This is a genomic window from Glycomyces lechevalierae (assembly GCF_027622945.1).
Taxonomy (GTDB): Bacteria; Actinomycetota; Actinomycetes; order Mycobacteriales; family Micromonosporaceae; genus Glycomyces; species Glycomyces rutgersensis.
The window spans coordinates 1-22649 of record NZ_JAPZVQ010000005.1 but is presented as its reverse complement, the minus strand read 5'-3'; the positions used below and the strand labels follow the sequence as shown (position 1 = coordinate 22649).

Annotated in this window: 18 protein-coding genes; 6 read left to right on the top strand and 12 right to left on the bottom strand. The window is 68.8% G+C overall.

Annotated features, from left to right (window positions below; all coding sequences use genetic code 11):
- Positions 1–144 precede the first annotated feature (144 nt).
- The 8 genes from O2L01_RS10470 to O2L01_RS10435 all read right to left on the bottom strand — a co-directional run bounded on the left by O2L01_RS10470 (position 145) and on the right by O2L01_RS10435 (position 8520).
- The gene (locus O2L01_RS10470; protein WP_205324330.1) at positions 145–549 is read right to left on the bottom strand and encodes a roadblock/LC7 domain-containing protein; all 405 of its coding nucleotides are present in this window, start codon (positions 547–549) and stop codon (positions 145–147) included.
- An 11-nt stretch (positions 550–560) separates the two neighbouring features.
- Positions 561–3017, bottom strand: a complete 2457-nt coding sequence (locus O2L01_RS10465; protein WP_270121875.1) for an ATP-binding protein — start codon at positions 3015–3017, stop codon at positions 561–563.
- A 108-nt stretch (positions 3018–3125) separates the two neighbouring features.
- On the bottom strand, positions 3126–4472 hold the full coding sequence (locus O2L01_RS10460; protein ID WP_270121874.1) for a TrkH family potassium uptake protein: 1347 nt from the start codon (positions 4470–4472) through the stop codon (positions 3126–3128).
- A gap of 1 nt (position 4473) precedes the next feature.
- Entirely contained in the window at positions 4474–5154 is a 681-nt protein-coding gene (locus tag O2L01_RS10455) for a potassium channel family protein (RefSeq protein WP_270121873.1), read from the bottom strand.
- A gap of 220 nt (positions 5155–5374) precedes the next feature.
- On the bottom strand, positions 5375–6226 hold the full coding sequence (ehuA, locus tag O2L01_RS10450) for an ectoine/hydroxyectoine ABC transporter ATP-binding protein EhuA (protein ID WP_374727644.1): 852 nt from the start codon (positions 6224–6226) through the stop codon (positions 5375–5377).
- Positions 6207–6875, bottom strand: coding sequence for an amino acid ABC transporter permease (locus tag O2L01_RS10445; protein WP_270121872.1), 669 nt, complete (start codon positions 6873–6875; stop codon positions 6207–6209). The genes ehuA and O2L01_RS10445 overlap by 20 nt, the downstream gene beginning before the upstream one ends.
- A complete protein-coding gene (gene ehuC / locus O2L01_RS10440; RefSeq protein WP_270121871.1) occupies positions 6875–7600 on the bottom strand; it encodes an ectoine/hydroxyectoine ABC transporter permease subunit EhuC in 726 nt (241 codons plus the stop codon). The genes O2L01_RS10445 and ehuC overlap by 1 nt, the downstream gene beginning before the upstream one ends.
- Before the next feature lie 8 nt (positions 7601–7608).
- Positions 7609–8520, bottom strand: coding sequence for a transporter substrate-binding domain-containing protein (locus O2L01_RS10435; RefSeq protein ID WP_270121870.1), 912 nt, complete (start codon positions 8518–8520; stop codon positions 7609–7611).
- Between the two features lie 202 nt (positions 8521–8722).
- On the opposite strand from O2L01_RS10435, the gene O2L01_RS10430 reads away from it, so the two are divergent.
- Both O2L01_RS10430 and O2L01_RS10425 read left to right on the top strand, forming a co-directional pair.
- On the top strand, positions 8723–9526 hold the full coding sequence (locus tag O2L01_RS10430; protein WP_270121869.1) for a GntR family transcriptional regulator: 804 nt from the start codon (positions 8723–8725) through the stop codon (positions 9524–9526).
- A 182-nt stretch (positions 9527–9708) separates the two neighbouring features.
- The gene (locus O2L01_RS10425) at positions 9709–10479 is read left to right on the top strand and encodes an SGNH/GDSL hydrolase family protein (protein ID WP_270121868.1); all 771 of its coding nucleotides are present in this window, start codon (positions 9709–9711) and stop codon (positions 10477–10479) included.
- Positions 10480–10536: 57 nt separating this feature from the next.
- Here the strand turns inward: O2L01_RS10425 and O2L01_RS10420 are convergent, their stop codons facing one another.
- The 3 genes from O2L01_RS10420 to eccD form a co-directional block, all read right to left on the bottom strand.
- The gene (locus O2L01_RS10420; RefSeq protein WP_270121867.1) at positions 10537–11358 is read right to left on the bottom strand and encodes a hypothetical protein; all 822 of its coding nucleotides are present in this window, start codon (positions 11356–11358) and stop codon (positions 10537–10539) included.
- A 140-nt stretch (positions 11359–11498) separates the two neighbouring features.
- Positions 11499–13100, bottom strand: a complete 1602-nt coding sequence (eccB, locus tag O2L01_RS10415) for a type VII secretion protein EccB (protein WP_270121866.1) — start codon at positions 13098–13100, stop codon at positions 11499–11501.
- A gap of 41 nt (positions 13101–13141) precedes the next feature.
- Entirely contained in the window at positions 13142–14545 is a 1404-nt protein-coding gene (eccD, locus tag O2L01_RS10410; RefSeq protein ID WP_270121865.1) for a type VII secretion integral membrane protein EccD, read from the bottom strand.
- Positions 14546–14762: 217 nt separating this feature from the next.
- On the opposite strand from eccD, the gene eccCa reads away from it, so the two are divergent.
- The 3 genes from eccCa to O2L01_RS10395 all read left to right on the top strand — a co-directional run bounded on the left by eccCa (position 14763) and on the right by O2L01_RS10395 (position 20449).
- Positions 14763–18794, top strand: coding sequence for a type VII secretion protein EccCa (gene eccCa / locus O2L01_RS10405; protein ID WP_270121864.1), 4032 nt, complete (start codon positions 14763–14765; stop codon positions 18792–18794).
- 113 nt (positions 18795–18907) lie between these two features.
- On the top strand, positions 18908–20041 hold the full coding sequence (locus tag O2L01_RS10400; protein ID WP_270121863.1) for a hypothetical protein: 1134 nt from the start codon (positions 18908–18910) through the stop codon (positions 20039–20041).
- 24 nt (positions 20042–20065) lie between these two features.
- Positions 20066–20449: an NUDIX hydrolase gene (locus O2L01_RS10395; RefSeq protein WP_270121862.1), complete on the top strand. Its 384-nt coding sequence runs from the start codon at positions 20066–20068 to the stop codon at positions 20447–20449.
- Positions 20450–20469: 20 nt separating this feature from the next.
- On the opposite strand, the gene O2L01_RS10390 is transcribed toward O2L01_RS10395, so the two are convergent.
- Positions 20470–20925, bottom strand: coding sequence for a VOC family protein (locus O2L01_RS10390; protein ID WP_344469338.1), 456 nt, complete (start codon positions 20923–20925; stop codon positions 20470–20472).
- 133 nt (positions 20926–21058) lie between these two features.
- Here O2L01_RS10390 and O2L01_RS10385 point away from each other — a divergent pair, with 133 nt between their 5' ends.
- On the top strand, positions 21059–22579 hold the full coding sequence (locus O2L01_RS10385) for a S8 family serine peptidase (RefSeq protein WP_270121860.1): 1521 nt from the start codon (positions 21059–21061) through the stop codon (positions 22577–22579).
- Positions 22580–22649 lie beyond the last annotated feature (70 nt).

The window sequence follows — 22649 nt, the reverse complement described above, 5'->3', positions numbered from 1 at the left end:
AGCGGCGTGGCGGAGCGTGATCGGGTACTGCGTTCTTCGTGGTTGTCGCAGGTCGTGTGTACGACCCGCTCCGTGAGGGGAGCGGCGCCCGCGGGACGCCCGATGGGCGCGGCGCCCGCGGGTGAGCAATCTCCTACAGCCCGGCTACAGGCTGCCGCGGGCGTCCGGTTCGAGCGCGGCGTAGACGCGCTTGACCAGCAGGGCGGTCTCGTAGCCGACCTGGCCGAGGTCGCAGCCGGCGTTGGCGAGGACGGCGAGCTGGGCGCGGTCGCCGACGGCCATGAGCAGCAGCACGCCTTCGTCCATGTCGATGACGGACTGGCGGATCCGGCCGGCGTCGAGGACCTTGGCCGCCCCCGTCGTCAGGCTGGCGAGCCCCGAGGTGATGGCGGCGAGCTGGTCGGCCCGGTCGGTCGACAGGCCGCGCGAGGCGGCGATGGCGAGTCCGTCGACGGAGACCGTGAGCGCCTCGGAGACGTCCGGGACCTTCTCCACGAAGGAGGTCAGGAGCCAGTCGAGTTCACCGACGTTCTTGTCCTTGTTGTCCATCTCGCTGCTTTCTATTGGCGTTGTTCTTGCGCGGCGGCCGCCGCGATGCCGGACGCGAAACCGGCGAGCCGGTCCCTGATCTCGGCAGGGTCGAGGTCGGTTCCGCCGCCGCCCGTACGGGCGCTGGGGACGGAGCCGGGGAGCAGCCGGGAACCGGGTGCGCGGCGGGGCAGTTCCGCGCCGTTGACCCTGCCGGAGGTTTCGAGTGCTCGGTTCACCTTCCTGAAGGTAACATCCAGCGTCTCGGCCGCCGGGCCCGCAGGGGCGCCGGAACCGTTCCCGCCGTTGAGTGTCTCCCCCTTCGGCGACGCTTGCGAGCCGTAGTTTTGCCCAGCTACAGGCAGTGGTTCGGGGACGGCGCCGGCGCGGCGCGGGCGCGGCACGATCGGCTCGACGGCCCCGGGCGCGCCCGTCTCGGCACCCGTTCCGGTGACCGGGAGGTTCGCGGCGCGGGCCGAGAGCGCGAGCTGCGCGGCCGTCCCGGAGCGGTCGGCCGGGGCGAGCCCGACCGGGTCCTCGGCGTGCGCGCTCGCCGGGATGCGCACGAGTGCGAGCGTGCCCTTGCCCATCGTGGAGTGCAGTTGCACGCTGATCGAGTGCTCGGCGGCGAGCCGGCCCACGACGAGGAGGCCCATGGTCGCGGTGAGCTCGGAGTTGAGCTGGGTCGGCTCGGCGAGGCGGCGGTTGATCGCGGCCATCGGCTCGGGGGCGAGGCCGATGCCGTCGTCCGCGATGGAGATGACGATCTCCGAACCCGAACGGCGCGAGGTGACCCGCACCGACTGGGTCGGCGGCGAGTAGGACGCGGCGTTGTCGAGCAGTTTGGCGAGGATGCGCACGAGGTCGCCGGCGGGCTTGGTCTCGAGCCGGGCTCCGACCTGGTTCTCGACGACGACGCGGCCGGCGTCCTCGATCTCGGCGACGGCGTCGCGGATGATCGCCTCGAGCCCGGCCGGGTGGTTGTAGCGCCGCTGCGGGTCGCCGCCGGCGAGCAGCAGGAGGTTCTCCTCGTTGCGGCGCATGCGGGCGAGCAGGTGGTAGACGCTGCGCCACTCGTCGGGGATCGACGCGGCGGGCGTGCCCTCGACGAGGGCCTCCATGACCTGCTGCTGGCGGCGGATGAGCGACTGGCCGCGGCGGGCGAGGGTCTTCATCATCGCCTCGACGTCGATGCGCAGCAGCGCCTGGTTCGCGGTCTGGCGCAGGGCCTGGTGGTGGGCGGCGCTGAAGGCCTCGGCGAGGCTGTCGAGCTCGTCGGCGTAACGCGAGTCGGTCTGCAGCACCGTCTGCCGCTTCGCGGCCTGCAGCAGCCGGTCCACTTCGTTCGCATTGGCGGCCTGGGAGACCGCGGCCACGGTCTTCGGCAGCGTGTCGTACGCGGCGGTCAGGGTCGCCTCGCGGACGCCGTCGACGCGGAGGCTGATGCGCCGCGCGAGCATCGCCGCGGAGATGATCGAGGTCAGCGCCAGCACGAGCACCAGCGCGAAGGTCGTCAGGAGGGTGCGCGAGGCGGCCTCGCGCATCGCGTTCACGTCGTCCTGCATGAAGGCGATGACGGTGTCCCGCGTGGCGTCGAGGGAGGCGACGATCGCGCCCTGCGCGTCGAGGAACCCGGCCGGGGAGATCGTGGGGATGTTGCCGCGCAGGTAGACGCCCATGGCGGTCTGGGCGTCCTTGACCTCCTGGGACTCCATGGCGTTCTTGTAGGTCGTGGCGGTCTCGTTGGAGGCGTTCGCCCGGAACTCGGTGATCTGCTGGTCGAACTCGCCGGCGAGGCTCGCGACCTCCCCGAGGGTCTGGCGGCTCACCAGGACCGCACCCTGCTCGTTGAGGACCGCGAGGTCCGCGGCGACGGTGAACTGGATCTGCCCGGCGATCCGCCCGGCCTCCATCACCGCGGCGAGCGAGTCGAGGTGCGCCGAGATCTGGGCGTCGTTGACGAGGCGGGGGAGGATCGCGGCGACGCCCACGATCTGGTCGGCGGTCTCGCGGTAGACCTCGAAAGCGGCCACGACCTCGTCGTCGCCGTACTCGGCGTCCCCGTTGGCCAGCGCGTCGAACGCGAGGCGCGCGGTCTCGAACTCGGCGGACTTCTCGAACAGGGTCCGCATGTCGTTCCCCAGCTCGGGGAAGCGCGCCACGGCCGAATCGGAGATCCCCTGCAGCGCTTCGAAGGCGGCGTCGGTCTCGCGGCGGGCCACCGCGGAGTCGAACTGGCCGCCGCCGCCGTTGATGAGCGAGGTGACGACCGGCCGCAGCTCGGACTGATGCCGGTCGAGGGCGTCGTCGAGCCCCTCCGAGAGCTCGGCGAGGACCTCGGCGTCCGTGGCGTTCTGGTATTCGTCCCACACCGTCACCGTCTGGAACAGCCCGAGCACCAGCATCCCCATGAGCGCCGCCGCGATCGGCAGCATCAACTGCATCCGAATCGGGAGACGACTGGTGCGCTGCCGGCTTTTACGAGCCATCGGGGGGCGTCCTTTCTGAGGGGCGAAAGCGCTGCGGCGTGCTGGTGACCATCTTCGCTTGTGCTTTCAGGGCTGCATGAGGCGGGGCTCACTCCATGTATCGGCCGTTCAGCCCACGAGCGGCCGTCCTTCCGGGTATCGGTACAGGCGGTGGCGCGAACGCAGGGCGAGGGACGCGGCGAACAGTACCGGCCCGATGCGGCCGGTGTACATGGCGATCGCCAAGAGCCACTTGGAGGCTTCGGAGAGTTCGTACGTGACGCCGGTGGACTGGCCGAGAGTGGCCAGCGCGCTCGTCACCTCGAACATGATGGACATGAGGTCGAGCCCCGGCTCGAAGCGCTGCATCAGGAACACCCCGAAGGCGTTGCAGGCCACGTAGACGAGGGCGACGGTGAGCGCCTCGCGCACCACGGAGGGGTTGATGCGGTGGCGGAACGCCGTGACGTCGGGCTCGCCGCGCACCTCGGCCCAGATGACGAGGAGCAGCACGAAGAACGTGCCCACCTTGATGCCGCCCGCGGTCGAGGCGGAGCCGCCGCCGATGAACATGAGGATGATCGAGGCGAGCTGCGAGTCCTGGTGCATCGCACCGATGTCGATGGAGTTCAGGCCCGCCGCGCGGACCATCGAGGTCTGGAAGAACGCCGGGAGGATCCGGTCGTACCAGGGCCACTGCCCGAACGTGGCCGGGTTCGACCACTCGAACACGAGGAACGCGATCCACCCGCCGAAGAGGAGGATGCCGGAGCCGACGAGGGTGAGCTTGGTGTGGACCGACCACTGCTTGCGGCCCCAGCGGCGGCGCGTGACCTCGAAGATGACGGGCATGCCGAGGCCGCCGATGATGGTGCTGATGCACAGCGGCAGGCAGATCCACCAGTCCGTCGCGTAGCTCATGAAGGAGTCGGAGAACAGCGCGAAGCCGGCGCTATTGAAGGCGCTCACGGCGTGGAAGATCCCGTACCAGACGGCGTCGCCGAGCCCGAACCCGTAGGTGGAGAAGCGGATCGCGAGGACCAGGGCGGTCGCGGCCTCGACGACGAGGGAGAGCGCGACGGTGCGCAGCAGCACGAGCTTCACGTCGCCGAGGCTCAGCGCCTGGCTAATCTCGGTGCGGGTCATGAGCTTCGTGCGCAGCCCGAGCTTGTTCGAGACGAGGAGCCCGACGAGGACCGCGCTGGTCATGATGCCCAGGCCGCCGACCTGGAAGAGCAGCATGATGATGAACTGCCCGAACCAGCTCCAGTGGAACGGCGTGTCCACCACGGCGAGGCCGGTCACGGACACGGCTGAGGTGGCGGTGAAGAACGCGTCGGTGAAGTGGGTGACGTCGCCTTCGAGGTGCGCCCACGGCAGCATGAGCAGCAGGGTGCCGGTCATGATGGTGGCCAGGAAGATGAGCGGGATGAGCCGCGCGGGGTGGCGGAAGAAGGCCTGGACTCGGGCGGTCATGTCAGGTCGTGGACGCGAAGTGCTCGACCTTGGTGGTGTCCCCGGAGACGATGAGGGTGTCGCCCTCGGCGATCACGGTCTCGGGGGTGGCGTAGGTGAAGTCCTCGCCGGGCTGCTTGACGCCGACGACGGTGACCCCGTACTTGCTGCGGAGCTTGGACTCGCCGAGGGTCCGGCCGACGGCCTCGGCGGGGGCCTTGGTCTTGACGATCGCGAAGCCGTCGTCGAACTCGATGAAGTCGAGCATCTTGCCGCTCACGAGGTGCGCGACCCGCTCGCCCATGGCCGCTTCGGGGTAGACCACGTGGTGGGCGCCGGTGCGGTGGAGGATCTGGCCGTGCTTGGCGTTGATGGCCTTGGCCCAGATCTCGCGGACCCCGACCTCCTCGCAGGCGAGGACGGTGAGGACGCTCGCCTCGATGTCCGTGCCGATCGCGACGACGACGTGGTCGAACTCGCCGATGCCGAGCTGGTTGAGCACGGTGGACTCGGTCGAGTCGGCCTGCACGACGTGCGTGAGGGTCTCTGAGGCGCGCTGGACGATCTCGGGGCGCTCGTCGATCGCGAGGACCTCGTGGCCGAGCCGGGTGAGGGACTCGGCGACCGCGGAGCCGAAGCGGCCCAGGCCGATCACGGCCACGGTCTCCTCCGTCGGGCTTTCGCCCCTGCCGAACAGGTTCATCGGACGACCTCCGGTGCGGGCGCTGCCGCTGGTGCTGACACGGTGTCTGATTCTGCCACCCGCCGCCCGCGAGCCGGGGCGTACCCGCGCGTGGGCGGCCGGACGTCGGTCCACTTCGGATCTGCGGGCGTGAAAAAAGAGGGGGGCGGCCGATAACCCCTCATGGCCGCCCCCCTCGAACACCCCTAACACTCTCCAAGGATGGAGGAGAACCTGAAGTCTACTCCGCGAGCACGGCCCGGAGGAAGTCCTGCGTGCGCGCTTCTCTCGGATCCGAGAAGATTTCGTCGGGCGCGCCCTCCTCGACGATGACGCCGCGGTCGAACATCATCACCCGGTTCGAGACGTCCCGCGCGAAGCCCATCTCGTGCGTCACGATGAGCATCGTGATGCTGGTCGTGTCCGCGACGTCGCGCAGCACCCCCAGCACGTCCGCGACCAGCTCGGGGTCGAGCGCGCTGGTCACCTCGTCGAGCAGCAGGATGTCCGGGTCCATCGCCAGCGCCCGGGCGATCGCCACCCGCTGCTGCTGGCCGCCCGAGAGCTGCGACGGGTAGTTGTCCACTTTGGCGGAGAGGCCCACGAGGTCCAGGAGCTCCCGGGCCTTCGCCTCGGCCTCGTCCTTCGACCGGCCGAGCGTGTGGACCTGCGCCTCGGTGACGTTGCGCAGCACCCGCATGTTCGGGAACAGGTTGAACGACTGGAAGACCATGCCGATCTTCTTGCGGGCCTGCCGCAGGTGGCGCTCGTTGGCGACCACCAACCGGTTGCCCTTCTCCATGTGGGACAACGGCTTGCCCTCGACCCAGATCACGCCGCCCTCGGCGGCCGGGTCCTTCGTCGGCGTCACGTGCTCGAGGGTCATGAGCAGCCGCAGGATCGTGGTCTTGCCCGAGCCGGAGGGCCCGATGAGCGTCACGCGCTCGCCCGGGTCGACGTCGAAGCTCAACCGGTCCAGGACCGTGAGGTCCCCGAAGGACTTGTTCACCCGGTCGAAGCGGACGAGCGGGCCGGTCGCGGGCCCGCGCTCGGCGGCAGGGCGGTGCTCAGCATCAGTAATGGGATTTTGCAAGACGGTTCTCCAATCTCCGCGCCGCGACCGCCACCGGGTAGGAGGCGGCCAGGAACAGGATTCCTGCGATGGTGTAGCCCTCGACGGCGCCGTCGTAGTGCTGCCCCTGGTACTTCTGCGCCTGGGCGATCATCTCCAGCACGCCGATCACGAACAGCGTCGGCACTTCCTTGAACATGGCGATGATCCAGTTCGCGACCGCCGCGGACGAGCGCCGCAGCAGCTGCGGCAGCACGATCGCGCCCCACACGCGGTGGGTCGGCAGGCTCAAGGCCGTCGCGGCCTCCCACTGCCCCACCGGGATCGCCTCGATCCCGGCCCGGTACGACTCCGAGGTGTAGGAGGCGTAGTGGACGCCCAGCACCGCCGAGCCGACGGCGAACGCGCTCCACTCCGGATTGATGTACAGGCTCGTCGCCGTCCACACGAACAGCACCTGCACCAGCAGCGGCGTGTTGCGGATGAACTGGAAGACCCCCGAGACGACCCGCCGCACCCACGGCGGCCCGATCCGCTCGGCGATCGCCACCAGCAGGCCGAGCAGCACCGCGATGAGGCCGGCCACCAGCGTGACCTGCAGGACGACGATGAACCCCTCCCACATGGCGGGGAAGACCTCGACGACCGTGTCGTTGTTCCACTCGTTCATCAGGTCATGCCCTTCTGCGCGACGGCCGGCGTCAAGCGGCCCTTCTCGGGCTTCGCGTCGATCCCGATGCCGCGCTTGGCGCGGCGCTCGAGCGCCCGCATCCCGGTCCAGATGAGCCAGGCGAGGATGAAGTAGAGGACGAGGATGAGCGCGTAATGCGGCAACTGGTTCACGCCGCCGTCGCGCCCGCCGACGAGCCCCGCCATCGCGGTCAGGTCGGTGACGCTGATGAGCGACACGAGGGCGCTGGCCTTGAGCAGCATGATCGCGAACGCGCACAGCGACGGGATCATCTCGGGCCAGGCCTGGGGGAGGACGACCAGGCGCATGCGCTGGAACGGGGTGAAGTTCATGGCGAGACTGGCCTCGAACTGGCCCTTGGGGACGGCGGCGATCGCGCCGCGCACCACTTCGGAGCAGTACGCGCCGTAGTTGAGGCCGAGGGCGATGATGCCGGCGACGATCGCGTAGTCGAACTGGATGCCCAGGACCACCGGCATGGCGAAGGCGAACCAGAACAGCTGCACCACCACCGACGAGCCGCGGAAGAACTCCACGAACACGCGGGCGGGCGTGCGCACGGCCAGGTGCCGTGAACTGGTCATGAGGCCCAGGGCGAACGCGACGACGAGCGCCAGCGCCGCGGAGGCGAGCGTCACCTGAATCGTGACCAGCAGCGGCTCCGCGTAGCGGGGGAGCGAGTCGACGACTTCTCTGAAGTCCATGGCGACTCCTACTGGTAGGTGTCCGGGCAGAGGTCTTCGGCGGTGAGGCCGTCCGGGTGGTTCTCCTCGACGGTGAACCCGAACTCGCCGACCAGCCCCTCCCACGCGGCGGTGTCGTCGAGGAGCTTCTTCAGCTCCCCGTTCACCGCGTCGCGGAAGTCCTTGTCGCCGGGCTGGAAGACCGCCGCGCCCGCGCCGATCATGTCCTCGCCGGACTCGGGGTCGACCAGCCAGAAGCCGTCCGTGACCTCGACCTCGGGGTCGGCCTCGGCCGCCAGGCGGAGGTTCGCCGAGGTCAGCCCGATCGCGTCGCAGCGCCCGGCCTTGAGTTCGAGGATGAGCGCGGGCAGGTTCGCCTGCACGTTGATGCGCTCCTCGTCGAAGATCGCGTCCGCGACCTCCTGCTCGCTCGTGCCGTTCATGACGCCGATGACGCCGTCGGTCTCGGCCATGTCGTTGAGGGTGGTCCAGCCGCCCGGATTGCCGGCCTGGACCAGCAGCGCGTCCGGCATGATGTAGTCCGGGTCGGCGAACGCCACCGCCTCGCAGCGGTCGGGCGTGACGTACATCCCGGCGATGACCATGTCGTGGTTGGTGCCCAGGCCCGAGATGAGCGAATCGAACTCGGTGAGCTTCCATTCCACCTGGTCTTCACTGATACCCAGCTTGTCCAGCAGATAGAGCTGCACGGCCACCGATTGCCCGGTGACCGAGTCGTCGTCGCCCGTGTACGCGTACGGGGCCTCGTCCGCATACGCGATGCGGAGCGTCCCCCCGTCCTGGGCCTTCTTCAGCAGGCCGTTCCCATTGCCGTCGCCGCCCTGGTCGGTCCGGGAGCAGGCCGCCAGCGCGAGGGCCGCCGCCCCGGCGGTCGCCCCGCCGAGGACATGGCGGCGGTTGAGGTGCAGTTGGTTCGACACGATGGTCGCCTCCTGGTTCGGGGTCGGGTACCTTGCCGACCCTAACGGTCTATTGTAAGTTTGTCGACAATACGATGATCGACGTTCGATAACAAAAAAGCAAGCATGTTGACGGGGGACGCAACCGGAGCTTGCACCTGAACGTGATGTACCGGCAGCGCTAAGATGCTGCCCAGAAGAGACAGAGGGGGAGCAGACAGACGTGTCTGATCGCAGCAGCGGATTGAGCGGGCTCACCAGTGCCCGCCAGGTGGGGCGCCTGGCACCGGTGCGACGCACCTCGACGGTGGACCTCATCGCCGACCGGCTCCGCGAAGCGGTCGTGGACGGGTCGCTCCCGCCCGGGGCCGCGCTCGGCGAAGCCGAACTCGCCTTCCAGCTCGGCGTCAGCCGCGGACCGCTGCGCGAGGCCATGCAGCGCCTCACCGCCGAAGGGCTCCTCGTCATCCCGCGCCGCCGCGGCCTCGCCGTGCGCACCATGACCCCCGAGGACGTCCGCGACATCCACTGGCTCCGCGCCCGCATCGAACCCGAACTCGGCCGCCGCATCCTCGCCCGCCCCCTCGCCGAACGCAAGACCGTCCTCGCCGAACTCGGCACCGAGGTCAAGCGCATGCAGCGCGCCCTCAAGAAGGACGACGCCCGCGCCCTCGGCGACGCCTACCTCGACTTCCACCGCGGCCTCGCCGCCTGGGGCGGCTCGATCCGCCTGGCGCGCATGATGTCCACGCTCCTCATCGAGACCCGGCTCTGCACCTTCTCCATGTACGAGCACTTCGAGGTCGCCGTCGACCTCGTCCCCGAGCACCTGGCCTTCGTCGACGCGCTGGCCGCCGAGGACGCCGAGCGGTTCGACGCGCTCATGTGCGCCCACCTCGACGCCGAGGTCCGGCGCCTGCTCGCCGAACCTGAAGCGGCCAAAGAGGACGACGCCGACCGCCTGCTGGCCGAGACCCCGGACGAGCCGCAGCCGCTCGACCGCCTCGACCTCCCCGAGGGCATCTGACCAGCCGCTCCATTGTGTCCGTGACCGCTTGCCGCGCAAGCTAGAACGATGTTTGTCAATATCCCGACAATTCACGGTCCGTTGGTGGACCGTCCGTTACGAAACCTATATAAATAGGGCCCCGACCCCGGACAAAATTCGAGACGGAGCCCAAAATGTCCCACCCCCGACGAATCTCCACAATGGCGGGCGCACTCCTCGCCGCGGTCGTGTCCGTCACGGCCCTCACCGGCGGCGCCGCCCAGGCCCAGACCATCGAGTACGTCGCCCTCGGCGACTCCTACGCCTCCGGCGTGGGCACCCGCGACTACATCGACGACTCGAGCTGCCGCCGCTCCGACGCCGCCTACCCCTCGCTCCTCGCCGACGCCATCGGCGCCGACCTCACCTTCGCCGCCTGCTCCGGCGCCAAGACCGGCGACGTGCTGAACAACCAGCTCGGCGGCCTCTCCGACAGCACCGACCTCGTCACGATCACGATCGGCGGCAACGACACCGGCTGGACCGGCGTCGTCCAGAAGTGCGCCTACCCGTACCCCTGGACCTGCACCAAGGAGATCGACGCCGCCGAGGCCTTCATCCGGGACGCCCTGCCCGCCAGGCTCAACGACGTCTACAACGCGATCGAGGACGCCGCCCCGAACGCCGAAGTGATCGTCGTCGGCTACCCGCTCCTCTTCAACGGCGAGGAGTGCAACGCCATCACCCGCATCAGCCCCGGTGAGCAGGCCGCCCTCAACGACGCCGCGGACCTCCTCGGCGACGTCGTCGGCACCGTCGCAGACAGCCACGGCTTCCAGTACGCCGACGTCCGCACCGCCTTCGACGACCACGCCGTCTGCGACGACACCGAATGGCTCAACGGCATCTCCTACCCCATCGCCGAGTCCTACCACCCCAACAAGTCCGGCCAGAAGGACGGCTACTTCACCCTCCTCGACACCCTCGTCTAAGAGGCAATAGCGAAGGGCCCCACCGGGTTTCCGGTGGGGCCCTGGTTCAGTTCAGGATCAGATCTCGCCGCAGGCGACCCAGACGCCGTCTTCCTTGACGAAGTCCATGGTGTCCGCCTGGTCCTCGGTGCGCTCGGTGGTCCAGCCGGTGACCGACATGCCGTCCTCGCTCATCTCCGGCGCAGGCATGTTGTAGCTGACGGTGTAGTCGACGGTGGCGGTGTCGCCGTCCACGTTCGACCCCGTGACCTCATACGAGAAATCGACGTCGATGTCGACCTCAGGGAGATCCGAGAGGCCCATCTCCTCGGCCGCGGCGCTCATGTCGAGCTCCGAAGCGGTGGAGTCCATCTCGGCCCGCATGTCCTCGCACATGAACGGCTTGAAGTCCTCGATGACCGCGGCGACCGCGTCCGAGTCGGAGGCGAACGCGGCCTCGAACATCTCGCCCATGAGCGGGAGCATCTTGTTCGCGACGTCCTCGGGGGTGTCGGACTTCGAGGGGGCGCTGCCGCCGAAGGGGTTGGCGACGAGGAAGACGATCGCGACGATCAGGACCAGGACACCGGCGCCGACGCCGACGAAGAGGCCGGTCTTCGACTTCTTCGGAGCCGGCGGCAGGGACTGCCCGTACCCGGGCTGGGCGCCGTAACCGGGCTGCTGCGGGGGCTGCTGCCCGTACCCGGGCTGCTGGCCGTACCCGGGCGGCGGGGTCTGGCCGTAGCCCGGCTGCTGCGGCTGCCCGAATCCGGGCTGTTGCGGCACACCGTAACCCGGTTGCTGCGGAGGCTGCTGCCCGTACCCCGGCTGCTGACCATAGCCGGGCTGGGACGGTTGCTGGTTCGGGTCGAACCCCGGCTGCTGGGGCGGGTAGGCCATGACGAGTCCTCGGGTTGTCGGGAGTGGGTCGCGCCAGGTTAACACGCACGCACCACAACGAAGGACCTCCGATCTGGCCGGAGAACGAACGACGCCGGAACCGTCCAGGTCCCGGCGTCGTCCTCAAGCTGGAGCGGGTGTCAGCCGCCCTCGCCCTCAGCGGGCTCCGTCTCGTAGACCGGCACTTCCTCGATGTTGGACTGCATCTGCTTCCGCGCCTCGTACGGGTCCAGCTCCGCGCCCGTGGGAATCAGCGAGACCATCGTGTTCGGGATCGAGACCGGATCGACACCGCCGTAGCCGAGCGCGTTCTGGGTCGTGTCCGTCGGCCCGTCGTCGACGATGCCGTGCGCGATGCCCTGGTCGCTGACCATGAACGTGAACCCGGAGATCGTCGCGCCCTCGTCGGTCCGCTTGTCGATCAGTGCCGCCGTGCCAGGCGGGAGCACCGTCTGCGCCTGGAGGTTCTTGATGGTCGAGAAGATGTTGCCGTCGTCGTCGACCTCAACGGACTTCGCGTTCTCGGTGAGCGTGGAAGGAGCCTCTTCGTACATCGCGATCTGGATGCTCGTGTCGTTGTTGGACTGCGCCTGCGGGTCGTACACCGCGCACACCGCCGGGCGGCGCGCATCGGTGGTCCACAGGCTGTCGCTCAGGTCCTCTGCCGGGTAGTTCTTGGGCTCGTAGGACGCCTGGTTGCCGATCTGCGACACGGTGGTCGGCTCGACTTCCTGCTCGCTGGCGACCAAGGACTGGAGCAGCTTGAACATGGTGTCGTTGATCGGCGCGAAGGCGTCGACGCCGTTGTCGTTCAGGAGCACGTACTGGTCACCCGCGGCCCTCACCGGCGCCCCGTAGGTGACGGTGCCGCCGTCCGAGGTGGGCACGGTCGAAGGATCGCCGAACTTCGTCCTCATTTCGGGCTCGATGGGCGCGACCGAGGGGATCGTGCTGAGCATGCTCTCGTTGAGCATCACCGCGTCGGAGGCCTGCAGGCCGAGATTGCCGATAAGACCCTCCGCCGTGTCCTCATCGCCGATCGAGTACTTGCCGCCGTTCCACAGCAGGAAGTACTTGGTCGGCGTCTCGACTCCGTCGACCTTCTTCGGGGAGGTCTGCGCCAAGAGCCACTTGTCGTCCCCGAGCCAGGCGGTCGGATCGGGCAGGTCCTCGACCACGAGCTGCGTCAACTGGAACTCGGCCGTGCCGCCTTCGACCCGCGACGTCGAGCAGGTGTTCCAGTTGACGTCGTCCTTCAGCAGTTCCGACTTGTCCGGCGGCTGGGACGGAATCCCCTGGATGCCGATCGTGAAGCTGCCGCGCTGCACGCCCTTCAGCGAGGACGCCTTGAGGTTCTGGACCTCGGGCATGCCGGAGGAACCGGGCTTCGCCAGCAGCAGCGCCGACGTGTAGTTGGTGACCTGCCAGAGCCGGGCCGGGTTCTTCTCCGGGTCGGGGTCCTTGCCGTCCTTCGTGATGTACACGTAGACGGAGTTGGTGCCCTTGATCGTGATGATGTTGCCCACGACCGGCTCCGCGTTGCCCTTGCCGAACAGGGTCGCGATCGCGAACCCGCCGAACACCAGCGCCAGCACCATCGTCGACACGAAGATCGAGAGGCCGATGCGACGCAGAGGCCGCTCGATCGAGTCGGGGTTGGCCAGCACCAGCGCCTGGTTCATGCGCGAGGTGATGAACTTGTGGGCCTCCACCTGTTCGCGGCGGGAGCGCATCTGGGCCATTCGGATTCGCCTCTCTCGGAGTCGAGGTCAGGGGGTGGGGACTAGCCGCGCAGCGACAGGGCGATCGTGTACAGGTCGCAGACCCAGCCGACGAACGGCAGGATCGACACGATGAGCAGCGCCTCGATGATGTCGAGCGCGCGGCCCCAGGTGGGGGCGATCTTCTTGCCCGCCACGGCGAGGCCGTAGACCATCGCGATGAGCGTCAGCAGCGTGAGCGCGCCGAGGATCACGGTGAGCCGCACCAGGATGTTGTCCTCGCTCGCGACGAAGATGGCGGCGAGGGTCGCGGCCAGGCCGCCCATGCCGCCGGCGAGCATCACGATGCGGGCCGTGCGGTCCTCGACCGTGCGGGACCGGCTGAGCAGCACGAGCGACAGGATCGTGGCGAGGACGAGCCCCGGGATCTTGCCCGAGAACGCGAGCGCGATCGAGGCGATGAGGCCGACCACGGCCGAGAACGAGTAGAGCGCTTCGAGGTAGTTGCCCGCGTGCTCGGAGAGCTTGAGGATCCGCTTGCCGTCGATCGCTTCGGCGTCGCCCTCCTTCAGCTCCTCGGTGGTCGTGGGCAGCTGCGGGGTCGGCACCATCGCCATGGTCAGGGACAGCGACGGGGCGAAAGGCAGGATCGACAGCGACAGCGGCGCCGCGATGGCGGCGGCCGTGGCGGCCGTGCCGTCCAGGACGATCATCAGCGCCGTCGAGACTCCCAGCACCACCGCGCTGAGGATCGTCACGATGAACACCGGCGCTGATGCCATGTCCCCCACGGCGACCATTGCCAAGACGCTGAACAGCAGGATCGCCGCGGCCGAGATGATGACGTGCTGTCCGCTGAGGTCGAACAGCCCCGTGTGGTCCGTATCGGCGATGAGCAGGCCGCCCACCCCGCCGTAGATCACGGCGGTGATGCCGAAGTACGTGGCGGCGCGCGAGTCGCCGACCGCGCGCGAGAGGAGCGCCGAGGCGCCGACCAGGACCAGCGCGACGGAGAGCGCGACGATCGCGGAGGCGAGGTGCAGGGTCAGCAGGAGCGCGACGGCGCCCACGGCCAGCGCCGCGGTGCCGATGCCGACGCTGAAGCGCTTGGTCGCCAGGTAGTCCCAGCGGTTGCCGCGCTGCTCGGTCGCCGTGGCGATCGCGTCGATGATGTCGTCGAAGACCACCTCGGGCTTGGCGGCGTCGGCGGGGTTGAGGTACAGCATCTCGCCGTCGTTGATCCCGAGCTGGGAGCACGAGTGGCCGGTGTCGATGGCCTCCTCGCCGAGGCGGGCGAGGATCCAGCCGCCGTTGTCGCCGGCTTCGTCGATGTAGTACTCGCCGGCTTGGTGCAGGATCGTCGGCAGCAGGTCGGAAAGGGGGACGTCTGAAGGCAGTGCGAGGTCGATCCTGGTGCGAGGACTGACGATCGTCACCCTTGAAAGAGTGGCCGACTTGGTGCTCACCGTGCGAACCTCCGGGTCGGGTCGGTGATCGGGGGACCGTTCAAGGATAAATGCCTCATGCAACGGCGGGTGTACCGGCTGAGTGGCGATACCCTTCTAACCTGTTAGGTGCGATACTCGACAGAGCGCACTTACATCTTTTATACGACAGCGCTAAGTTACGGCCAGCAAGCGTCCCCGTGGTAGGCGCATCCCCCGGTGAGCACAAGGACCCTCTGTGACGACCAAACTCTTCCGCAGGCCTCCGCGCAAGCGCGGGCCGCAGGCACCGCGCGGTGACATCCTCCTGGAGTCGCCGCCGGACATGCCCGACCCGCAGCCCAAGAACATCACGCAGTATCTGATGATCCTGCCGATGCTCGCGGGGGCCGCGGCCATGGCCATGATGATGATGAGCCGGACCACCGGCGGCGCCGGCGGCGGCAACAACACGCTGCGCATCGCCATGGGCGCCATGATGGGCATCTCCATGGTCGGCATGATGGCGACGAGCATGGGCGGCAACCGCGCCCAGAAGAAGGCCGAGTTCAACGCCGACCGCCGCGACTACATGCGCTACCTCAACCAGGTGCGCCGCCGCGCCCGCAAGGGCGCCGAGCGGCAGTGGCGCGCGGCCCGGTGGCGCCACCCCGACCCGAAGGCCCTGTGGTCGCTCGTCGGCTCGCGCCGCATGTGGGAGCGCCGCGCGAAGGACGACGACGCGCTGGACATCCGCGTGGGCGTCGGCAAGCAGCGCATGACGATGAAGCTGGTCCCGCCGGAGACCAAGCCGGTCGAGGACCTGGAGCCGATGACCTCGATGGCGCTGCGCCGCTTCGTGGCCGCGCACTCCAACGTCATCGACATCCCCCGGTCGATGAAGTACACCGAAGCCGCCCGCGTGGTCCTGCGCGGCGACCGGGCGCTCGTCGTCGACAACATCCGCGCGCAGCTGGTCCAGGGCGCGGTGCTCCACTCTCCCGACGACTTCATCATCGCCGTGGTCGCGGACAACGAGCGGATGCCCGAGTGGCACTGGATGAAGTGGCTGCCGCACCTGCAGCACCCGTCCGCCGAGGACGGGGCCGGCCCGGTCCGCATGTTCTACAACACGACCACGCAGCTCGAGAACTCGCTGCGCGAGCAGCTCTCCGGCCGCGGCGCCTGGTCGCCCGGCGCCACCGCGGGGGAGGGCCAGCCCCATCTGGTCGTCATCCTCGACGGCGGCGAGGTCGACCCGACCGGCATCATCGCCGCGGACGGCATGGGCGGGGTCACCGTCTTCGACTTCTCCGGGTACCTGCCCCGCAAGCCCGGACCGCAGATCAAGCTCTACGACGTCACGGTCGAGGAGATCTACACCGACCAGGCCGGCCGGCGCCGCGTGCTCGGCAAGCCCGACCGCATGTCGTACAACCAGGCCGAGGGCGTGGCCCGCTCGCTCGCGCCCTGGCGGCTCACCCTCAAGGGCGCGGCCGGCAAGACCGAGTCGGGGGACGAGGACCAGTCGCCGCTGGCGAACCCGTCGTCGCTGCCCGAGATGCTCGGCTTCAACGACGCCGCAGCGCTCGACCCGGCCGTGCACTGGCGCGAGAAGCCGGTCAAGGACTACCTGAAGGTCCCGATCGGGCCCGGCCCGGACGGCGGCATCGTCGACATCGACTTCAAGGAGTCCGCGGTCGGCGGCATGGGCCCGCACGGCCTGCTCATCGGCGCGACCGGTTCGGGTAAGTCCGAGGTGCTCCGCACCATCATCGGCTCCCTGATCGCCACGCACTCATCCGAAGAGCTCAACTTCATCCTCGTCGACTTCAAGGGCGGCGCGACCTTCGCCGCCCTGGACGACCTGCCGCACGTCTCCGCGGTCATCACGAACCTCGCCGACGAGATCGAGCTGGTCGACCGCATGGCCGACGCGCTCGAAGGCGAGCTCGTGCGCCGCCAGGAGGTGCTGCGCGCCGCCGGCAACTTCACGAACCGCTGGGAGTACGAGAAGGCCCGCAAGGCCGGGCAGCCGATGGACCCCATGCCGACGCTGCTCATCATCGCGGACGAGTTCTCCGAGATGCTGGTCGCGAAGCCCGAGTTCATCAACCTGTTCCTCCAGATCGGCCGCATCGGCCGCTCCATCGGCGTGCACATGCTCCTCGCGTCGCAGCGACTCGAGGAGGGCAAGCTCAAGGGCCTCGACACGTTCCTGTCGTACCGCGTCGCGCTCCGCACCTTCTCGGCGCAGGAGTCCCGTACCGTGATCGGCTCGGGCGCGGCCTACGAGCTGCCGCAGGCGCCCGGCCACGGGTACCTCCAGGTCGGCACGCAGGACCTGGTGCGCTTCCGGGCCGCCTACGTCGGTGGCCCCTACAAGCCTCCGAAACGCGTCGCCTCGCGCGCCGAGCGCATCGCGGCCGTGCAGCACAAGGTGCAGCGCTTCCTGCCCGGCTTCGTCGAGCTCCCCCCGGAGCCCGAGGTCGAGGAGGAGCCCGAGGAGGTGCTGGAGGCGACCGAGGCCGACGACGAGAACGAGAAGCTCTCCGAACTCGAGGTCATGGTCAACAACTGCCTCGGCATGGGCCGCCCGGCCCACGAGGTGTGGCTCCCGCCGCTCCTCGAGCCGCCGACGCTCGACCAGCTGCTGCCCCCGCTCGAAGCCGATCCGGTGCGCGGCCTGTCCCCGAAGGGCTTCTCGCTCAACGGGAAGCTGCACGCCGTGCTCGGCGAGGAGGACCGCCCGTTCGAGCAGCGCCGCAGCCCGTTCGTGGTCGACCTCTCCGGTGCCCAGGGCACCGTGGCCATCGCCGGCGGGGCCCAGTCGGGCAAGTCGACGATGCTCCGCGGGCTCATCGGCTCGCTCGCGCTCCTGCACACGCCGCGCGAAGTGCAGTTCTTCTGCCTCGACTTCGGTGGCGGCACCCTGCGCGGCATCGAGGACCTCCCGCACGTCGCGGGCGTCTTCGGCCGCCAGGAGGAAGAGGGCGTGCGCCGCACGATCCAGGAGGTCACCTCGATCCTCGACGACCGTGAGAAGTTCTTCACGGACAACAAGATCGACGGCATGAACTCCTACCGGCGCATGAAGGCCGACGGGCGCTTCCAGGAGGACCCGTACGGGGACATCTTCCTCGTCATCGACAACTGGATGACCCTGCGCGAGGACTTCGAGTCGTTCGTCGACCAGGTCCGCGCCATCGGTAACCGGGGTCTGGCCTACGGCGTGCACGTCATGGTCACCTGCACCCGCTGGGGCGACATCCGCATGAACATGCGCGACATGTTCGGCCTCAAGCTGGAGCTGAAGCTCTCGGACAACATGGAGTCCGAGATCGACCGCAAGGCGGCGGCGAACGTGCCGAAGAACCGCCCCGGCCGCGGCCTCTCGCTCCAGAAGCTGCACTTCCTCTCCGGCGTGCCCCGCATCGACGGGATCCGCGACGGCGACGACCTGCAGCCCGGCGTCGAGGACTTCGTCAAGAAGGTCAAGCAGGCGTGGCGCTTCGCGCCCTGCCCGCCGGTGCGGCTGCTGCCGCGCCAGCTCCATGTGGCCGACTTCCTCCAGGCGGTCGACCGCACGAAGCCGGGCATCCCGATCGGCCTCAACGAGGCCGGGCTCAAGCCGGTGTACCTCGACTTCCAGACCGAGCCGCACCTGCTCGTGTTCGGCGACTCGGAGTCCGGCAAGACCAACCTCCTGCGGCACATCGCCCGGCAGATCCAGGCGACGTACTCGCCCAAGGAGGCCAAGGTCATCATGGCGGACTACCGGCGCGGCATGCTCGAGGAGATCTCGAAGCCGACGCTGCTGGACTACGCCATGTCGGGCAAGCAGTTCGAGAACTCGATCAAGAACCTCAAGGGCCCGATCGAGCGGCGGCTCCCCGGAGACGACGTCTCCCCGGCGCAGCTCCGCGACCGGTCCTGGTGGACGGGCCCGGACCTGTACCTGATCGTGGACGACTACGAGATGGTGGCCCAGCGGGTGAACCCGATGACCGCCATCGCCGAGCTCATCCCGCAGGGCCGCGACATCGGCTTCCACGTCATCGTCGCCCGCCGCGCCTCCGGCGCGTCCCGCGCGATGATGGACCCGATCGTGGGTCAGATCAAGCAGCTCGAATCGCCCGGCCTGCTCATGAGCGGCCGCAAGGAGGAGGGCGCGATCTTCGGCAAGCTCCGCCCGAGCCCGCAGCCGCCGGGCCGCGGCACCCTGGTGCGCCGCAAGGACGGTGAACAGCTCATCCAGACGACGCTGCTCCCGCCGAACGGCACCGCCTGACGCGTTTGACGCAGATCGCAGGGCCGCCGACCGCAACCGGTCGGCGGCCCTGCGGCGTATTACTGTCAGAAAGGACGCGAACCCCGCTCGCGCCTCTGACACCAAGGCCCCGCATGAAACCGCTGCTCACCCGACCCGGACCCGCCGCACCCACTGTGCTCAGTGGTACGGCCGGGACGGCGGACCGGCACACCCGGCCGCGGCCCCCCGCGAGCGTCCAGGTCCTGCGAATCCTCCTTCTCGCCGCCACCGCCTCCCTCATCGCGACCTGGCTCTGGGCCTGGCAGGGCGTGCAGGCCTACGCCTGGCCCGGCATCGACAACGGCCTCACCGAACGCGGCCTCGCCTACCTCCTCATCCTCGCGCCCGCCGCCCCGGTCAACGTCATCGCCGCGATCCGCCTCGCCCGCGGCGGCACCGGCGCCCGCTTCTACCTCGCGGCCGCCGCCACCCTCGCCGTCGCGCAGACCGTGCTCCTCCTGACCCCCGGCGCGATGCCCTTGGGGGATGCCATGAGCGACGGCTCCACGAGCGTCGGCGTGCGCCACCTCGTCACCGTCGGCCCCCTCCTCATCGCCGGACTCTGGATCGCCGCCACCCGCAAGGCCCGCACCTGGCTCGGCGTGACCCCCGCACCCCGCCGCCGCCTCTTCGTCCTCGAAGCGGCCGTCTGGTGCCTCGCCCTCGCCTGCGCCTTCACCATGGGAACCGAAGTGCGCCAATGGACCCAGACCGCCGCCGCGCCCCTCGTCCCCAGCGGCGAGTACGCCGAACCCGGCACCTGGGCCGCCCTCGAACGGGCCGTCGCGGACACCACCGACGCCATCGCGGACTTCGCCGGCTTCACCGCCCGCACCCTCGACGTCGTCACCTGCGACTACTACACCCCCGCAGGCCTGCCGACTTACCGCTACGAACTCGCCTACGAACTCCGCGCCGGCGCCGCCGATGCCGCCGCCGCGATCGCCGCCGCCTGGAGCCAAGGCGACTTCACGCTCACCTACGACGGCGAGACCCTCGACGGCATCCGCCGCGTCACCGCCGAACACGCCTTCCCCACCGCCGACGGCACCTACCCCACCGCCACCGGCCTCCACGCCCTCGCCCTCGAGTACACCGAGACGGCCACCCCCGCCCTCCACGCCACCAGCCCCTGCGTCGAGCGCGCCACCGAACCCACCGAATGCATACTGCCCCAGGGAAACCCGACCCGCGACACCATCAACGGCATCACCTGCCGCGACTGACCATCGGGGTGTTGAATCATCCCCATGTGGGATACCGCTGTGGTGATCGTCAGGGATGAGGCCGGCCGGGTGCTGCTGGTTCGGCAGGTCTACGGGTTCAAGTTCTTCGGTCTTCCCGGGGGAGTGGTCGATCCGGGCGAAACTCCGGCCCAGGCGGCGGTTCGCGAGGCGCTGGAGGAGACGGGGCTAGCGGTGACCGTGGGGGAGCGGCTGGCCGTGGACGAGCTCGTGTACCCGACCGGCGAGCACTACCGCGCGCATTCCTTTGCGGCGGAGAGGATCGAGGGCGTGCCCGCAGTGCAGGACCCGACGGAGATCTCGTCGGTGGCCTGGTACGACCTGGCCGATCTGCCCGAACCGCTGACGCCGTCGGCAGCGGCCGTGCTGGGGCGGCTTCAAACCGTTTGAACCGACGCTGAGCCGGCGAATCAGACGACGTCGAACTCGTTCCCCTCGGGATCCTGCATGGCCGCGGCATAGTGCCCCATGTCCGGCTCATCGTTGATCCGCGAGACCGTGGCGCCGGCGGCGATCAGCCGCTTCACCGTCGCGTCGACACGCTCTTTCCGGACGTCCAACGGGACGTCACGGCCCCCGCCCACCTTCAGGTCGAAGTGCCACCGGTTCTTGGCGACCTTCGGTTCAGGCACTTGCTGGAACCACACCCTGGGGCCGTGCCCCGCCGGGTCGACGATCGACTCCGGAATGTCCCCGGCGCCGGGAGGCAGCTCTTCCGCGGGCACTCCTATGGCCGTCCAGTAGGCGCGCCAGGTGTCGTGCCCCTCCGGCGGCGGCTCGGGCGCGTAGCCCAGGGCCTCGGCCCAGAAGGCCACCATCCGCTGCGGGTCGGAGCAGTCGATCGTGAGTTGCATAGCCATCTCCATGCCCTCGAGCATCCCAGAAAGGTCCGACAGAATCCCAGATCAACCGGACTCACGGGCCTGGGTTTGGTCCGGTATCTTGTGGGACAGAGCGGACCGCGCTGTAACGACCGGCATACGGAAGGGGTCTCACCCTATGGCCACACCTCTCACGCCAATCCCTCCGCAACCCCGGCCAGCGCAACGCAGCTCAAGCCGCCGAGCCGTCTTCGGTGCCGGCCTCGCCGCCGCCGCAACAGCAGCCGTCATCGCCGCGACCCCGAGTGCCGCACTGGCGCAGGACGACACCTACGCGGCCGACAACGCCTGGGTCCCCGAACAGGTCCAGGCTCCCGCGGCATGGGAGACCACCAAAGGCAAGGGCATCACCGTCGCCGTCATGGACACCGGCATCAGTGACCACCCGTTCTTCGATGACAAGGACATCCTGCCCGGCTATACAGGGTTTTCCGACGAGGCCGATGGGCGCAACGACACGGATGGACACGGTTCGGCTGTGGCTGCTGGTGTACTACTTACTGCGCCCGAAGCGACCATCATGCCGGTCCGCATGGATTCCGGCGCAACTGACTTCGGTGGAGCTCTGGGGGAGAAGTCCTTCGAAGCCTTCCGCTGGGCCGTTGACAATGGAGCTGATGTTCTTGTTATTCCGTGGGGAATTCAGGCCGCTGACTCCGTTTTCACTGGTCAGTACCTTGAGACGCTTCAGTATGTCATTGACAAGGGTGCGATCATCGTTGCCTCCGCTGGCAATGACCCCAATCAAGGCGTGAGTTATCCCGCAAAGATTCCAGGGGTAGTTGCGGTAACTGGCACGAATCGTAGCGGCGATATCTGGTTCGAGAACACGACAACCGGGCCGGAAGTTGTAGTCGCAGGGCCTGCCGATCAGATGACTGCACCAGTACCGCAGGACCCCACGTTGGGAACGACCGAACTTTACGCAGATGTGGTTGGTGGCACCTCGATGGGATCGGGGGTGGTCGGCGGAGTCGCGGCATTGACTTGGGCCGCGCATCCTGAACTCGATGCGAGCAACGTCATCCAGCGCATCATTCAAACAGCCGGAGACGGCAGCGGCAACAAGAGCGAAGACACCGGCTATGGCCTGGTGAACGCTGATCAGGCCGTCCACGCTGAAGGGATCGAAGAGGTCTCGGAGAACCCGCTCGGCTATCCGATGGGCGAGGCCGGCGCCAGCGGCGCCGCCCCGGACGACGCCGAAACCGAAGAACCCGCTGAGACCGGCGCCGCAGGCGAAACCGTTGGACCGGCAACCGGTGGGGCAGAGGCGAACAAGGAATCGAATCTCTCGACCATCATCGTCGTCGCTGCAGCGGTGGTCCTGATCGGCGCGGCGATCGCGGTCTGGCTCGTGCTTCGCGGTCGCGGACGCAAGAGCGCCGCCGCGACGCAGCAACCCGGGGCGTTCAACCCGAACGGCGGGCCGGTCCAAGGCGGGTACCAACAGCCGCCCGCGATGCAGCAGCAGTACGGCGGTCCTCCTCCGGCTGGAGGCGGTCAAGGCTACGGCCCGCCTCCCGGCCCGCAGGGGTACAGCAGCCCCCCGCGCAGCCCGCAGGGATTCAACCCGCCGCCGCCCACCGGCCCGGAACAGGGCCAGCCCTGGCGGCCGAGCGACCCGAACAGGCAATAGATCTGAACGTCAGGGCCCCAAGCGCGTTGGGCTTGGGGCCACGATATCTGCGCTTGAAATGAGTGAGGGG